The sequence below is a fragment of the Streptomyces sp. MBT53 genome (genome assembly GCF_016654115.1).
Taxonomy (GTDB): domain Bacteria; phylum Actinomycetota; class Actinomycetes; order Streptomycetales; family Streptomycetaceae; genus Streptomyces.
Genome location: NZ_JAEQAZ010000085.1, coordinates 1 through 15,101, shown reverse-complemented (window position 1 = coordinate 15,101; position 15,101 = coordinate 1). Strand labels below are relative to the sequence as shown.

At 69.8% G+C, this 15,101-nt stretch carries 12 protein-coding genes and 1 pseudogene; 2 read left to right on the top strand and 11 right to left on the bottom strand.

Annotated elements, in window-relative coordinates; genetic code table 11:
- Positions 1 to 89 precede the first annotated feature (89 nt).
- From JHN45_RS27875 to JHN45_RS27855, 5 genes are all read right to left on the bottom strand, one after another.
- Positions 90 to 596: a hypothetical protein gene (locus JHN45_RS27875; RefSeq protein ID WP_200709305.1), complete on the bottom strand. Its 507-nt coding sequence runs from the start codon at positions 594 to 596 to the stop codon at positions 90 to 92.
- 147 nt (positions 597 to 743) lie between these two features.
- Positions 744 to 1,223 (bottom strand): DUF3515 family protein, encoded by a 480-nt coding sequence (locus JHN45_RS27870; protein WP_201051133.1) that lies wholly within the window; start codon positions 1,221 to 1,223, stop codon positions 744 to 746.
- 45 nt (positions 1,224 to 1,268) lie between these two features.
- Positions 1,269 to 1,493 carry a helix-turn-helix transcriptional regulator gene (locus tag JHN45_RS27865; RefSeq protein ID WP_200709303.1) on the bottom strand — a complete coding sequence of 75 codons (225 nt, stop codon included), beginning with the start codon at positions 1,491 to 1,493 and terminating at the stop codon, positions 1,269 to 1,271.
- The gene (locus JHN45_RS27860) at positions 1,493 to 2,113 is read right to left on the bottom strand and encodes a DUF2975 domain-containing protein (protein WP_200709302.1); all 621 of its coding nucleotides are present in this window, start codon (positions 2,111 to 2,113) and stop codon (positions 1,493 to 1,495) included. Before JHN45_RS27860 ends, JHN45_RS27865 begins: the two co-directional genes overlap by 1 nt.
- Before the next feature lie 99 nt (positions 2,114 to 2,212).
- The gene (locus JHN45_RS27855; RefSeq protein ID WP_200709301.1) at positions 2,213 to 2,470 is read right to left on the bottom strand and encodes a helix-turn-helix transcriptional regulator; all 258 of its coding nucleotides are present in this window, start codon (positions 2,468 to 2,470) and stop codon (positions 2,213 to 2,215) included.
- A 1,058-nt stretch (positions 2,471 to 3,528) separates the two neighbouring features.
- Between JHN45_RS27855 and JHN45_RS27850 the strand changes: the two genes are divergently transcribed.
- Positions 3,529 to 4,416 (top strand): Cof-type HAD-IIB family hydrolase, encoded by an 888-nt coding sequence (locus JHN45_RS27850; RefSeq protein WP_200709300.1) that lies wholly within the window; start codon positions 3,529 to 3,531, stop codon positions 4,414 to 4,416.
- A gap of 1 nt (position 4,417) precedes the next feature.
- On the opposite strand, the pseudogene JHN45_RS27845 reads toward JHN45_RS27850, so the two are convergent.
- The 6 genes and pseudogenes from JHN45_RS27845 to hisC all read right to left on the bottom strand — a co-directional run.
- Positions 4,418 to 4,903 (bottom strand): annotated as a pseudogene (locus JHN45_RS27845) (M23 family metallopeptidase); the annotation flags it as partial.
- Between the two features lie 209 nt (positions 4,904 to 5,112).
- On the bottom strand, positions 5,113 to 6,792 hold the full coding sequence (locus JHN45_RS27840) for a GAF domain-containing sensor histidine kinase (protein WP_201051131.1): 1,680 nt from the start codon (positions 6,790 to 6,792) through the stop codon (positions 5,113 to 5,115).
- A 62-nt stretch (positions 6,793 to 6,854) separates the two neighbouring features.
- Positions 6,855 to 10,349, bottom strand: coding sequence for a thiol reductant ABC exporter subunit CydD (gene cydD, locus JHN45_RS27835; RefSeq protein WP_201051129.1), 3,495 nt, complete (start codon positions 10,347 to 10,349; stop codon positions 6,855 to 6,857).
- 116 nt (positions 10,350 to 10,465) lie between these two features.
- Positions 10,466 to 11,470, bottom strand: coding sequence for a cytochrome d ubiquinol oxidase subunit II (gene cydB, locus JHN45_RS27830; RefSeq protein WP_201051123.1), 1,005 nt, complete (start codon positions 11,468 to 11,470; stop codon positions 10,466 to 10,468).
- A gap of 21 nt (positions 11,471 to 11,491) precedes the next feature.
- Positions 11,492 to 13,000, bottom strand: coding sequence for a cytochrome ubiquinol oxidase subunit I (locus tag JHN45_RS27825; RefSeq protein ID WP_200709296.1), 1,509 nt, complete (start codon positions 12,998 to 13,000; stop codon positions 11,492 to 11,494).
- Positions 13,001 to 13,234: 234 nt separating this feature from the next.
- Positions 13,235 to 14,314, bottom strand: coding sequence for a histidinol-phosphate transaminase (gene hisC, locus JHN45_RS27820; RefSeq protein WP_201051121.1), 1,080 nt, complete (start codon positions 14,312 to 14,314; stop codon positions 13,235 to 13,237).
- A gap of 431 nt (positions 14,315 to 14,745) precedes the next feature.
- On the opposite strand from hisC, the gene JHN45_RS27815 reads away from it, so the two are divergent.
- Positions 14,746 to 15,101, top strand: a 356-nt coding sequence (locus JHN45_RS27815) for a LacI family DNA-binding transcriptional regulator (protein ID WP_201051119.1), incomplete at its 3' end; no start/stop codon positions are given.

Genomic DNA, 15,101 nt, shown 5'->3' with positions numbered 1-15,101 from the left:
CATCCCGGTTCTCCCCCGTAAGAGACCTCTGCCCCCGCCGAGGAGGCGGGGGCAGAGACGTTCAGGCGGTGCGCGGTGTCAGGCGCGGATCAGGAGGCGCCGGCGTAGACGCACTTCTCCGTGAACTTGATGCGGCTGGTGATCTGGGCGGAGCCGCAGGACTTCGTCGAGACGTACACGGTCAGCCTGCTGGGCTTCATCTGCCCGTAGGTGTCCGCGATCCACTTGTGGCCGCCGTAGTTCTTCCAGCGGACCGTTCCCTGCGACCTGCTGTTCATCGTCAGCGACGCCTCGGGGTTCTTCGAGATCTTGATGGAGACGCTGATGCCGTGAGCGGCCAGGATGGCCCGGTTCTGCACCCACTGCGCGCTGTCGTGCGTCGAGCCACTGTTGCCCTTGTACAGCTTGGTCGACGCCTTCCAGTCGCAGGCCGTCACGTACGAGCCGCAGTGCCAGGCGTTCACCTGCATTCTGTGACCCGGGATGCCCCAGGTGTTCGAGGCCGACGTGGCGTGCGCGGGCGCGGCCGCGAACAGCAGCGCCCCGGCAGCTATCGCCGCGGCACCACCAGACGCGAGGCGCGAGAGATTACGCATGGTTTCTCCCCGTAGAAGTGGAAATGCTTCCTTGGCCGTGCGTCCGGTACCCGAGACGGCACCCGTACGCACGTTCCACTGATTTCTACGGCTCTGGCCACATCGGCCACCATCGCACCTTCGGGCATCCTGCCCCTCAGGGCTACCTCAGCCCTGCTTCGTGCACGCCTTCTGCCGGGCGAGCCCCGACACGATCCCGGACATCGCACCGATGACGGCGTCCTTGTCCTTGATCCGCTCCGACATGGTGACCTCGGCCGCGGGGCTGCGCCCGTACGACAGGACCGTCTTCGTCCCGTCGTGGGTCTTCTTCGCGTTCACGACCCAGTCGACGCCCTTGACCGACGTGCACGCGGCGGACTCCGGGACGTCCGAGATGTTCCCGCAGCGGAGGATCACATCGCCGTCCCCCCAGACGGCCGTTCCCTTCTGGTCGGAATCGTTGCGCTCGTGGCCGCCCAGTTTCTGCGGCGCCCTGCTCACCAGACCGGAGCAGCCGGCGCTGTCGCCTCCCGGCGCTGCCGACACGTTGTAGGAGCGCGAGGAGGTCCCGCACGCCGCGAGCGCGGCGGCACACACGGTGATCACGCCGGCCTGTAACAGCTGCCGGACAGAGGTCGTCCCCATGAGCAATCCCTTGTCTAGATGGTGGAGTTACAGGCTGTGTTCGGGTCAGTCCTCGCGGACGCTGAGCAGGTCGCCGGGCTGGCAGTTCAGTTCGCGGCAGATCGCGGTGAGGGTGGAGAAGCGGATCGCCTTCGCCCGGTCGTTCTTCAGGACGGAGAGGTTGACCACCGTCACGTCGACCTTGGCCGCCAGTTCGGACAGGGTCATACCGCGCTCGGCCAGCAGCCGGTCCAGGTGGACCTTGACCCGGTGTTCCTCGTCCGGCGGCATCAGACCAGCCCCTCGGTGTCGGCGCGGAGCTTGGTCCCCCGCCGGAAGACCTCGCCCAGCGACAGGATGAGGAAGGCGAGCAGGACGTACTCACCGGTGAAGGTGACCGAGAGGGGGATCTGCTCGGCCATGGGGGTGCCGCTCACCAGTGCCTGTGTGGTGAACGCCGGCAGCGTCGGGGAGAGGACGGCCTGGACCAGCACCGTGAGCCCGATGACACTCAGCCGGCGGGCGTTCCTCGGCACGAAGACATCGCCGTCCCGCAGTGTCCCGGCCATCCGCGTCAGGAGGACCAGGACGAGGAGCAGCAGCAGACCGCCGACGACATCCGGCAGGGCGAGCAACAGGCGCTGGCCCAGGTCGGGGTGGGCGAAGGCGAGGTCGGCCCGGTGGGTGCCGGTGAGGGTCATGCCGTGGCCCGCGACCGCGTCGGTCACGGTGCCCGGTACCCGGGTCGCGGTCTCGGTCCTGACCTCGCGGGTGTCCACGGGGTCGATGAGGCCGACCACTCCGAGAGCCGGGAGCAGTACGCCGAAGACGCCGTCGAGCAGGGCGGCCAGGCCGAGAGCCGCCTCCAGCAGTCGGTTGTCGGTCCGGCTCCACCAGGACTTCGTACTCACGGTTTCCCCCCTGTCACCCCACGTGCATATCGCTTATCGATAGTATCGATAAGCGATATGCACGTTGTCAAGCCCGGGGTGCGGCGGCGGACGGGATCCTCAGAGCCCGTCGGCGAGACGGCCGTGATGGGCGTAGGCGAAGAGGGCCGCTTCCGTACGGCCGGTCACTTTGATCTTGACCATGAGGTTGGTCAGATGCGCTTTGACGGTGCGCTCGGCTATGCCCAGCCGGCGGCTGATCTCGCGATTGTCGGCGGCGTGACTGAGCAGGACGAGAACTTGCCGTTCTCGGGGGGTGAGCGAGGGGATGGCGTGAGGGTCCCCTGGAGCGGGCGGGGTGGCCGGGGCGGCGCTCAAGTCCCCTTGCGGCCCCGGCTGCGGCTCCGGCCGTGGCCCCGGTCTCTGATCGTCCTTCGTGAGATTTGTCAAAGCGATGATCTCCCCGTTGATATCTGTGTGACCGCCTCAGCCGGTTGTCCCGTTGCTCTCCTTGCGCTGCTCGCATGCCGGGATTTCGGCGCCGGGCGGCGGTTGTCGTGGCACCTCGACCCGATGGGCCGGGTCGACGGTGTCGCGGATCTGCGCTCCCCGCAGGGCGCGCCTCCATTCCGATACGGCTGGTGAGGGCCGCGCGGGCAGCAGCCGCCGAGGTCCCTCATCCGCGCCCGGAGGCGTGCCATCGTGGGGAAGCGTCAGTAAACGATGAACGTTACCTAATGTAAAGCGAGTTGAGGCAGTCTTGAGGTTTCCGCGCGCCGGAGTGGGTAACCGAGGCGCCCGACGGCACCCCTGGTACAGACCTCAGTCCGCGTCGAACAAGGCCAGTTGACCAAACGGCGCGGGTCCGGCACCGCCCGGGGGCACCGACGGCCCCGATCCACCCCCGGGGCATGTGCGATCATTTGCTGTTGCATACGAATCGGGCCGCAGTTGCCCGTCCCCACGGAAAGGCACGGGCTTCGGGTGCCGCGCCCGACCGCATCCGCCACCGAGCGCGGGAGAACGCGCCGTGCCGGTCCCGGACGAGACGCACACCCTTGTCCGCTCCCACGGCACACCACCTGGTACGACCCGATGGCCGACACGCCACCCGGACCGTACGGCGGTCCCGCCCTCGGCGCGGTGGAACGGGGCCGGCTCCACCGCATCGCTCCGGATCGGCCGCACCCGCCGGCCCGCCTTCCGGCGGGAGCCGTAACGTCGGCCCACCGGAACCGTCGGCTCCGCCCGCACGGTTTTGCCCCAGCGCATCCGGCCCGGCACCGATCGGCGTGCCCGCGCCCACCGACACACCGCGGAACCCTGACGGGACACTCCTCCGCCGCCCCGGCGGCACCCCTGACCGCAGGCGCGACGGCCCTGCGAGGGGCCATAACCACTCACATGTGCGCACCCTCGCACGGCCGTGCGGGCAAATGCGGGAGAATGGCCCGGTGACCTCAGCGACTCGACAGCCCGAGACCCCGGCCTCCGCCGCCCCGCCACGGCTGATCGCCACCGACCTGGACGGCACTCTGCTGCGCGACGACAAGTCGGTGTCCCCCCGCACGGTCGCCGCCCTGGCGGCTGCCGAGGAGGCGGGTGTCGAGGTCTTCTTCGTGACCGGCCGCCCGGCCCGCTGGATGGACGTCGTCAGCGACCACGTCCACGGCCACGGCCTGGCGATCTGCGGAAACGGCGCCGCCGTGGTCGACCTGCACGGCGGCCCCGGCGCCCACCGCTTCGTGAAGGTCCGCGAACTGGCCCGCAACAACGCCCTCGACGCCGTACGACTCGTGCGCGAGGCGGCGCCCGGGACGGTGTACGCGATCGAGCAGACCTACGGCTTCTACCAGGAGCCGGCGTATCCGAAGCTGCACATGGAGATCCCGGACACCCTCGCGCCCGCCGAGAAGCTCCTCGCGGCAGACGCACCGGGGGCCGACGAACCGGTGCTGAAGATCCTCGCGTTCCACCCCGACCTCGACCCGGACGAGTTCCTGACCACCGCCCGACTCGCCCTGGGCGACCGCGCGAACGTCACCCGCTCCAGTCCCAGCGCCCTGCTGGAGATCAGCGGCCCCGGTGTCTCCAAGGCGAGCACGCTCGCCCTGTGCTGCGCGGAACGGGGTATCGCGCCCGAGGAGGTCGTCGCCTTCGGGGACATGCCCAACGACGTCGAGATGCTCACCTGGGCGGGGCAGTCGTACGCCATGGGCAACGCGCACCCCGCCGTGCTCGCCGCCGCCTCGGGACGGACCGTCGACAACAACGAGGACGGCGTGGCGGTCGTCATCGAGCGGATGCTGGCGGAGCGGCGGTAGCTCAGCCGACGGCCACTCCGCGCGCCGCCAGCCACGGCAGCGGATCGACCGCCGACCCCGTCTCCGCAGTGGTCCGTACCTCGAAGTGCAGGTGCGGTCCCGTGGAGTTGCCGGTCGTGCCGGACTCGCCGATCCACTGGCCGGTGACGACACGGTCCCCCTCGTCGACGGCGACGGCGGAGAGGTGGGCGTACTGCGTGCGGTAGCCGCCCGGATGCTCGACCACGATCTGAGTGCCGAAGGCGCCGCCGCAGGACACCCGCACCACCCGGCCCGCTCCGGCCGCCCGCACCGGCGTCCCGACGGGCACCGCGAAGTCCTGGCCGGTGTGCCGGTCCGCCCACCGGGAGCCGTCGCTGCCGAACCCCGCGGACAGCTCACTCGACTCCACCGGCGCGACCCATGAGGCGGTTTCGGTGGTCGGCGGCTGGTCGAGGCGGACCGTGCCCGGGCAGGAACCCGCCGCTCCCGAGGCGTCCGTCTGCCCGCCGCCGACGATGTGGCTGCCGCCGTCGCCGGGGCGGGCCGCCAGCACGGCGATCGCGCACAGCAGCACCGGAACGAGCAATGGGTGACGGCGAGATGAGGGCACGTCAGCGATCGTGACCCGCGCGGCGGACCAGTGCCCTGTTCAGGTCGTACGCATGGGGGACAGGCTGGCGCGAACGGCTCAGCGGGAGCCCCGGGGCGACGGGGTCAGTGGGGCGCCTGCCACACCACCGTCGTACCGCGTCCGCCGTCGCCGGGCCCGTACCAGCTGTCGCCGCCCAGGGATTCGGCCCGGCGCTTGAGGTTCCTCAGGCCGCTGCGGCGACCGCCCTCCGGGATGCCGACCCCGTCGTCCGCGACCGTGAGTCGTACGCCCGGCCGCCCGTCGGGCAGGGGCGCGGTCGCGTCGACGACGACCTCGATCCGGGTGGCCGCCGCGTGCCGGAACGCGTTGGAGAGGGCCTCGCGCAGGGCCGCGATGAGGTTCTTGCCGGTCAGGTCGCCGACCACGGTGTCGACCGCGCCGACGAAGCGGTGCGCGGGGGTGAAACCGAGCGGTACGGCGGCCGTGTTGATTTCCCGCAGCACCCGCGTGCGCAGCCCGGAGGGTGCTTCGGTGGGGCCCTGTTGGAGGGCGAAGATCGCGGTGCGGATCTCCTGGATGGTGATGTCGAGTTCGTCGACGGCGTTGCCGACGCCCTGCCGCACCTCGGGCACGAGCGAGTCGCGCCGGGCGCTCTCCAGCATCATCCCGGTGGCGAACAGCCGTTGGACGACCAGGTCGTGCAGGTCGCGGGCGATCCGGTCCCGGTCCTCGTACACCGCGAGGCGTTCCCGGTCGCGCTGGGCCTCGGCCATCATCAGCGCGAGCGCGGCCTGCGAGGCGAACTGGATCGCGAGGGTGCGTTCCGCCTCCGTGAACGGCCGCTCGCCCCGCGCCCGAGGAGTGACCAAGGCCCCCAGGACACGCCCGCCGCTCTGCAGGGGCAGCGCCATGATCGGCCCGTACGCGCGCGCGAGGGCGCTGATCATCCGGGGGTCGGTGCCCGCGTCCTTGACGAACACCGGCTGTCCGTCGAGGAGTCGCGCCATGATCTCGCTCTCGGGCGGGACGACTCTGCCGAGCTGGTCCGACGGCCGTTCCGAGGCCACGGCGACGATCTCCATGCCGCCCGCGTCGGCGGGCAGCAGCACGATCCCGGCCGCCGACCCGGAGAGCCGGCGGGCCCGTTCCGCGACGACCTGGAGCGCGTCCTCGGCGTCCCCGCCGGACAACAGGGCGGTCGTGACGGCCACCGATCCGTCGATCCACCGCTCGCGCTGCTGGGCGGCCTCGTACAGCCGGGCGTTGCCGATGGCGATACCGGCCTCGGTCGCCAGGACCCGGACCATGTCGACGTCATCGTCGTCGAAGGGGTCCCCGCCGCGCTTCTCGCCGAGATAGAGATTGCCGAAGACCTCCCCCTGGACCCGGATCGGAACACCAAGGAAGGCCCGCATCCGAGGATGGTGCGCGGGGAAGCCCCACGAGCGCGGGTCCTGGGTCACATCCACGAGCCGGACCGGATCCGGCTCCCGGACGAGGGCGCCGAGCAGCCCCTTGTGCCCGTCGGGAAAGCGTCCGATGCGCCGCGCGGTGCCCGCGTCGACACCGTGGAAGACGAAGTCGGCGAGTGCGTCGCCCTCCTCGTCCACGACACCGAGTCCCGCGTACCGGGCGCCGGTCAGCGTGGCCGCCGCCTCGCAGATCCGCTCCAGCGTGGAGTGCAGTTCGAGCCCACTGCCCACGGACCGCATCGCCGCCAGCAACTGCGGCACACGTACGGCCGGTTCGGCCGGCAGCCCCGAGGAGGGCGACGGGGGACCGGCACTCGGGGCAGCAGACATACCCCGAGCCTAATAAGTCCCCTTTGTCACCGAAAGTCGAGCATGGTGGCGACCGGGGCTCCCTACCCGGCCGCCACCAACAGCTCCGACTCCGCCTCCCGCTCCGCCATCCCCCGCAACGGCCCGTCCGCCAGGACCAGTTCGGCGTACGGTCCCCGCTGCACGACCCGTCCCTCGTCCAGCACGATCACCTCGTCCACGTCCTCGAGTCCCGCCAGCCGGTGCGTGATCAGCAGGGTCGTACGGCCCTCCGTGGCGGCCAGCAGATCCGCGGTGAGCGCGTCGGCGGTCGCCAGGTCCAGGTGCTCGGCGGGCTCGTCGAGCACGAGCACCGGGAAGTCGGCGAGCAGCGCACGGGCCAGGGCCAGCCGCTGCCGCTGCCCGCCGGACAGCCGCGCCCCGTGCTCACCGACGAGCGTGTCCAGTCCGGCGGGCAGCCCGTCGGCCCAGTCGAGCAGCCGGGCCCGCTCCAGCGCGACCCGCAGCTCGTCCTCGGTCGCGTCCTTCCTCGCCAGCAGCAGGTTCTCGCGCACCGAACTGTCGAAGAGGTGCGCGTCCTGGGCACACAGCCCGACGAGCCGTCGTACGTCGTCGCCGTCCAGGGCGTACGCGTCCACGCCGGCCAGCGTGTACGAACCGGCGTCCGCGTCCAGGAAGCGCAGCAGCACCTGTGCCAGCGTCGTCTTGCCGGACCCGGAGGACCCGACCACGGCGACCCGGCGCCCCTTCTCCAGCGTGAGGTCGAGCCCGGCGAGCGCGTCCCGGTCCTGCCCGGTGTGCCGGGCGGCCAGTCCCTGCACCACGAGCGGGAAGGGCGTCGCGGGCGCCTGGCGGGGCCGTTCCGGTTCCCGTACGGGCTCGGGGGCGTCCAGGATCTCGTACACACGCTCCGCGCTCTTGCGGACCCGCTGCCGGTACTGCACGGCGAGAGGCAGTCCGAGGACGGCCTCGAAGGCGGCGAGCGGGGTGAGGACGACGACGGCCGTCAGCACACCACTGAGCCGTCCCGCGGCGACGGCCTGCGCTGCCACGAGTGCGGTGGCGGCGACGGTCAGGCCGGAGATCAGGGCGGTGAGGCCGTCGCCGAGGGCAGTGGCGGTGGCGGCACGGGAGGCGATCCGGGTGAGGACGCCGTCCGCACGTCGGGCCTCGGCGGTACGGGCGGGCAGCGCGCCGGCGACCGTCAACTCGGCCGTACCGGTGAGCAGTTCGGTCACGCGGGTGGCGAGCGCACCGCGGGCCGGGGCCAGCCGTCGTTCGGCGCGCCGGGCCACGGCAGCGGTGACGAGGGGGACACCTACGCCGGCCGCGAGGAGACCGACCGCGAGCACGGCACCGGCCTCGGGCAGCAGCCAGGCAGTGAAGCCGACCGTCGCCGCGGAGACGCCGGCCGCGACCCCGGCGGGCAGCAACCAGCGCAGCCAGTAGTCCTGGAGCGCGTCCACGTCGGCGACGAGCCGGGAGAGGAGATCCCCTCGCCGGGTGTCGCGCAGGCCGGCGGGCGCCAGCCGTTCGAGGCGCCGGTAGACGGCGACCCGGGTGTCGGCCAGCATCCGCAGCACCGCGTCGTGCGACACCAGCCGCTCCGCGTACCGGAACACGGCCCGACCGATCCCGAAGGCCCGGGTCGCCGTCACCGCCACCATCAGATACAGCACGGGCGGCTGCTGCGAGGCCCGCGAGATCAGCCACCCGGAAGTGGCCATGAGCCCAACCGCACTGCCCAGCGCGAGACTTCCGAGCAGCAGCGCCAGGGCGAGGCGGCCACGCCGGGCACCGGACATCGCACGGACGCGGGAGAGGACGCTGCCCTTGTGTGCGGCGAGCCGTGTCTCGGGCTCGTCGACGGCCACGGAACTCACCGTCGCCTCCGGGCTCGTACCGGCGACCGTCGGCACGGTCTCCGTCTCCGCGCGAACCACCGCCTCGCCCTCCGTCACCCGCACCACCCGGTCCGCCACCGCCAGCAGGGCCGGCCGGTGCACCACGAGCAGGACGGTCCGCCCGACCGCCAACCGCCGTACCGCCTCGACCACTTCGGCCTCGGTCGCTCCGTCCAACGCGGCCGTCGGCTCGTCGAGGAGCAGGACAGGACGGTCGGCGAGGAAGGCCCGGGCCAGCGCGAGCCGCTGCCGCTGCCCGGCGGACAGTCCGGCCCCGTCCTCACCGAGCACACTCCCGATGCCCTCGGGCAACGCGTCCACGAACTCCAGGGCACCTGCGTCGGCCAACGCCCGCCGTACGGCGGTGTCGTCGGCGTCGGGCCGGGCCAGCCGTACGTTCTCGGCGATCGTCCCGGCGTACAGCTGCGGGTGTTGCGGCACCCAGGCGATCCGCGACCGCCACCGCTCCAGGTCGGCGTCGGTGAGATCGACTCCCCCGACGCACACCCGGCCCTCGACGGGCCGCACGAACCCCAACAGGGCGTTCAGCAATGTGGACTTGCCCGAACCACTCGGTCCTACGAGGGCGACCGTCTCGCCGGGTTCCACGGTGAAGGACACGTCCGACACAGCGTCCACGGACCGCCCGGGATAGCGGACCGTCACACCCTCGAAGGCCAGGGCGTCGGAGGGTGCTTCGGTGGTGCCCGAGGCCGGCACCGGTGTCTCCAGGACCGCGAAAATCTCCTCGGCCGCCGCGAGGCCCTCCGCCGCCGCGTGGTACTGCGCGCCGACCTGGCGCAGCGGCAGATACGCCTCGGGGGCCAGGACGAGGACGACGAGACCGATGTAGAGGTCCATGTCGCCGTGGACGAGCCGCATGCCGATCGTCACGGCGACCAGGGCCACGGAGAGGGTGGCCAGGAGTTCCAGCGCGAAGGAGGAGACGAAGGCGATCCGCAGAGTCCGCATGGTCGCCTGGCGGTACTCGCCGGTGATCCGCCGGATCGACTCGGCCTGCGCCTTGGCCCGGCCGAACACCTTCAGGGTCGGCAGCCCCGCGACCACGTCCAGGAAGTGCCCGGAGAGCCGGGACAGCAACTGCCACTGACGGTCCATCCGGGACTGCGTGGCCCAGCCGATCATCACCATGAAGAGCGGGATGAGGGGCAGGGTGCCGACGATGATCGCCGCCGAGACCCAGTCCTCGGTGACGATCCGCGCCAGCACCGCCACCGGGACGACCACCGCGAGCCCCAACTGCGGGAGATAGCGCGAGAAGTAGTCGTCGAGGGCGTCGACCCCACGGGTGGCGAGGGCGACCAGCGAGCCGGTCCGCTGTCCGCTCAGCCAACCGGGGCCCAGTTCCACGGAATGCTCCAGCAGCCGTCGTCGTAGTTCCGACTTCACGGAGGCGCTGGCGCGGTGGGCTGCGAGTTCGGTGAGCCAGGAGACCAGGGCACGGCCAGCCGCGACGGCGACCAACAGCAGCAGGGGAGTGCCGAGTTCGCTCACGGACTTGCCGTGCTGGAACGCGCCGACCACGACCTCGGCGATGAGCATCGCCTGGGCGATGACCAGCAGCGCCCCGACAGCTCCCAGGCCGACGACCGCCATCAGGAAGAGGCGGGTGGCGCGGGCGTATCGGAGTAGCCGTGGGTCGATTGGTTTCACGTGAAACACACCCTCTTCATCGGGAGGTCCGGACTTCTCGGCCGGCCCCGAGGGGGGCATGTTTCACGTGAAACATGCCCCAAGTCGGACTCAATGCTCGGACTCAGCGCTCGGACTCAGTGCGCCGCTTCGGCGATGTGCTGCGTTCCGATCCGCTTGCGGAACACCCAGTACGTCCAGCCCTGGTAGAGCAGGACGATCGGCGTGGCGATCCCCGCACACCAGGTCATGATCCGCAGCGTGTACGGGCTCGACGAGGCGTTGGTGACCGTGAGGCTCCAGTCCGGGTTGAGCGAGGACGGCATGACGTTCGGGAAGAGCGACAGGAAGAGCATCGCGACGGCGGCGATGATGGTGACCCCGGAGAACGCGAACGACCAGCCCTCGCGCCCGACTTGGATCGCCCCCAGCGCCGCGACCAGGGCGACGACGGCCACGATCATCGCCACCAGGCTCTTGCCGTCACCGCTGTCGACCTGGGTCCAGATCAGGAAGGCGAGCGCCAACAGGGCGGTGACGAGACCGACTTGAAGGGCGAGCTTCCGTGCCCGCACCCGGATGTCCCCTACGGTCTTGAGCGCCGTGAACACCACGCCGTGGAACGTGAAGAGGGTCAGGGTGACCAGGCCGCCGAGGATGGCGTACGGGTTGAGCAGGTCCCAGAAGGTGCCGGCGTACTCGAAGTTCTTGTCGATCTTCACGCCCCGCACGATGTTGCCGAAGGCCACGCCCCACAGGAACGCGGGGAGCAGCGAGGTCCAGAAGATCGCCGTCTCCCAGTTGCGCTGCCAGTTCTCCTCGGGGCGCTTCGCCCGGTACTCGAAGGCGACGCCCCGGACGATCAGGCAGACCAGGATGATCAGCAGGGCGAGGTAGAAGCCGGAGAAGAGGGTGGCGTACCACTCGGGGAAGGCGGCGAAGGTCGCGCCGCCGGCCGTGAGCAGCCAGACCTCGTTGCCGTCCCAGACCGGGCCGATCGTGTTGATCAGCACCCGCTTCTCGGTGCGGTTCCGGGCGAGCAGCTTGGTGAGGATGCCGACCCCGAAGTCGAAGCCCTCCAGGAAGAAGTAGCCGGTCCACAGGACGGCGATGAGGACGAACCAGACGTCGTGCAGTTCCATGACTGTTGCAGCTCCCTCGGCCTAGTACGAGAAGGCCATCGGCTTGTCGGCGTCCTGGGAGTCGCCGCCGATCTTCGTGGGCGGGTTGAGGTCGGCCTCGGTGAGCTCGGGCGGGCCGGCCTTGACGTACTTCGCGAGCAGCTTGACCTCGATGACGGCGAGGATCGCGTAGAGCGAGGTGAAGACGATCATCGAGGTGAGGACCTCGCCCTGGGAGACGCTGGGGGAGACGGCGTCACGGGTCTGGAAGAGGCCGTACACGACCCAGGGCTGGCGGCCCATCTCGGTGAAGATCCAGCCCCAGGAGTTGGCGATGAGGGGGAAGCCGAGGGTCCAGATGGACACCAGCCAGTAGAGCTTGGTGAGCTTCGGGCCCAGGGCCTTCTTCTTGAAGAGGACCACGTTCGGGACCTCGTCGTCGCCCACCCGCAGATGCTGGGGCAGCATGAACTTCTTGCGGGTCAGCCAGAGTCCGGCCACTCCGATGGCGAAGGACGCCATGCCGAAGCCGATCATCCAGCGGAACGCCCAGAAGGTGACGGGGATGATGGGCCGGTAGTCGCCGGGACCGTACTTGGCCTGCTCGGCCTTGTTGGTGTCGTTGATGCCGGGGACGTAGGAGCTGAAGTCGTCGTCGGCGAGGAACGACAGTATCCCGGGGATCGAGAGTTCGACGGTGTTGTGGCCCTTGCTGACATCGCCGTAGGCGAAGATCGAGAAGGGTGCCGAGTCCTGGCCGTCCCACAGGGCTTCGGCGGAGGCCATCTTCATCGGCTGCTGCTTGAACATGACCTTGCCGAGGGTGTCACCGCTGACAGCGGTGAGCAGACCGGCGATGGTGACGGTGATCAGGCCCAGCCGCAGCGAGGTCTTCATCACGGAGATGTGCTTCTTGCGGTACAGGTGGAAGCCCGCGATGCCGACCATGAACGCGCCGCCGGTCAGGAAGGACGCGGAGAGCGTGTGGAAGGCCTGCGCGAGCGCGGTGTTCTGGGTCAGCACGTGCCAGAAGTCGGTGAGTTCGGCACGGCCCTTGGCCTTGTTGATCCTGTAGCCGACGGGGTGCTGCATCCACGAGTTGGCCGCGAGGATGAAGTACGCCGAGAGGATCGTGCCGATCGAGACCATCCAGATGCAGGCCAGGTGGATCCGCTTGGGCAGCTTGTCCCAGCCGAAGATCCACAGCCCGATGAAGGTGGACTCGAAGAAGAACGCGATCAGCGCCTCGAAGGCGAGCGGGGCCCCGAAGATGTCGCCGACGAACCGCGAGTAGGCGGACCAGTTCATGCCGAACTGGAACTCCTGCACGATGCCCGTGACGACACCCATGGCGATGTTGATCAGGAAGAGCTTGCCCCAGAACTTGGTGGCCCTGAGGTACTTCTCCTTCTCCGTGCGCACCCACGCGGTCTGCAGCCCGGCCGTGAGAGCGGCGAGCGAGATCGTCAGCGGGACGAACAGGAAGTGGTAGACGGTGGTGATACCGAACTGCCATCGCGCCAGTGTCTCTGGCGCCAGAGCCATTTCCACGTCGTCGGTCTCCTTATGTCGCCGTGGTACAGCGGCAGTTTGCCCCTTTTGTCGCACACATCACGGGACGAACTGGGACACGCTTGTGAACGCGTTCACATTCACAAGCTATTATGACGTACCGATTTTCGACCGAGGAAGGGGGGTCCCATTACGAAGGGGGGTCCCCATAAGGCAACCCCCCTGACGTCACTCGTTACAAACGATCCCGTCGACGACCGCGCTACAGCTGCGCTACAGCTCCTTGCGGAACCCCTCCGCCACCTTCAGGAAGATGTCGTTGCCCTCGGTCTCCCCGATCGTGATCCGCACGCCCTCACCCGCGAACGGCCGCACCACCACGCCCGCCTGGTCGCACACCGCCGCGAAGTCGACCGTGCGCTCCCCCAGCCGCAGCCACACGAAGTTGGCCTGGGTCTCCGGGACCGTCCAGCCCTGGGCGCGCAGCGTGTCGACCACACGGGTGCGCTCGCTCACCAACGAGCCGACCCGGCCGAGCAGTTCGTCCTCGGCGCGCAGCGAGGCGACCGCCGCGTCCTGCGCGAGCTGGCTCACCCCGAAGGGCACCGCCGTCTTGCGCAGCGCCGCCGCCACCGGCTCGTGCGCGATCGCGAAACCGACCCGCAGCCCGGCGAGGCCGTACGCCTTGGAGAAGGTCCGCAGGACGCAGACGTTCGGCCGGTCGCGGTAGAGCTGGACGCCGTCCGGCACCTCCAGGTCCCGGATGAACTCCCGGTACGCCTCGTCCAGTACGACCAGCACATCGCCGGGCACCCGGTCCAGGAAGCGCTCCAGCTCGGCCCGCCGTACGACCGTCCCCGTCGGGTTGTTGGGGTTGCAGACGAAGATCAGCCGGGTCCGGTCGGTGATGGCGTCGGCCATCGCGTCGAGGTCGTGCACATCGCCCGGGGTCAACGGCACCTGCACGGCCGTGGCACCGCTGATCCGCGTGATGATCGGGTACGCCTCGAAGGACCGCCAGGCGTACATGACCTCGTCGCCGGGTCCGGCGGTCGCCTGGATCAGCTGCTGGGCGACGCCGACCGAGCCGGTGCCGGTGGCCAGGTGGGAGACGGGGACGCCGAACCGTTCCGCCAGCTCGTTCATCAGACCGGTGCAGGCCATGTCCGGGTACCGGTTGAAGGACGCGGCGGCCGCCGTCACGCTCTCCATGACACCCGGCAGCGGCGGGTACGGGTTCTCGTTGGAGGACAGCTTGTAGGCCACCGGACCGTCCACCGCGGCAGGCTTGCCCGGCTTGTAGGTGGGGATACCCTCCAGCTCGGCGCGCAGCTTGGGGCTCGTCTCGCTCACCGCAGTCCTCCTTGTGACCACCACCGGATTTCAATACTGCTCACCTTATGAGGATTCGACGCCGGCGCGTACAGGTCCGGTCCGGGCGAGCGGTCCGCGGACGCCGCCCGGGAATGTCTCACACGTCACATCCACATCAGGGGCAACAGCGCACGAAGGCGCACGAACCGGGGGCGCGCTGTACATATATCTATGCGCTGGTGGCTCGCGCCGTGGCGCGCATCCCTCGTACAGGTGAGTTGAGACCTCTTCGAAACATCGGGGACTTGGCAGGCCCATGCGCGCCGACAAGTCACGTAATGCCATCGAAGCGTTTAACTGACTTTGTTTCTAAGGCAGTTGACCCTTCCTGACCTTGCAGAAACGTGCCTGTCAACGCGTGCATATGCGTCCGCACTACCCCACCGCATGAGCCCTACTATCGGCTCGCCATGACAGCAGCAGGGAAGCACCAGGTGAGCCGCGCGGAAACCTCTCGTCGAGGAAGCCGGCCGGGCCGGGCGGGAATCAGAGACGTGGCCGCCGCGGCCGGAGTCTCCATCACGACCGTCTCCGACGCCCTCAACGGCAAGGGCCGGCTCCCGGACGCCACCCGACGCCATGTCCGCGAAGTGGCCGACCGGCTGGGCTATCGCCCCTCCGCGGCGGCTCGCACGCTCCGTACCGGGAAATCGGGCCTCATCGGCCTGACCGTCACGACGTACGGGGATGAACCTTTCACCTTCACCGAATTCGCGTACTTCGCCGAGATGGCGCGCGCCGCCACCTCGGCGAAGTACGCGAATTC

What these genes read in the sequence shown, in the direction of transcription:
- JHN45_RS27875 (WP_200709305.1), bottom strand. Translation starts at nt 596, where the DNA reads ATGCGTAATCTCTCGCGCCTCGCGTCTGGTGGTGCCGCGGCGATAGCT.
- JHN45_RS27870 (WP_201051133.1), bottom strand. Translation starts at nt 1,223, where the DNA reads ATGGGGACGACCTCTGTCCGGCAGCTGTTACAGGCCGGCGTGATCACC.
- JHN45_RS27865 (WP_200709303.1), bottom strand. Translation starts at nt 1,493, where the DNA reads ATGCCGCCGGACGAGGAACACCGGGTCAAGGTCCACCTGGACCGGCTG.
- JHN45_RS27850 (WP_200709300.1), top strand. Translation starts at nt 3,529, where the DNA reads ATGCGGGAGAATGGCCCGGTGACCTCAGCGACTCGACAGCCCGAGACC.
- JHN45_RS27840 (WP_201051131.1), bottom strand. Translation starts at nt 6,792, where the DNA reads ATGTCTGCTGCCCCGAGTGCCGGTCCCCCGTCGCCCTCCTCGGGGCTG.
- cydB (WP_201051123.1), bottom strand. Translation starts at nt 11,470, where the DNA reads ATGGAACTGCACGACGTCTGGTTCGTCCTCATCGCCGTCCTGTGGACC.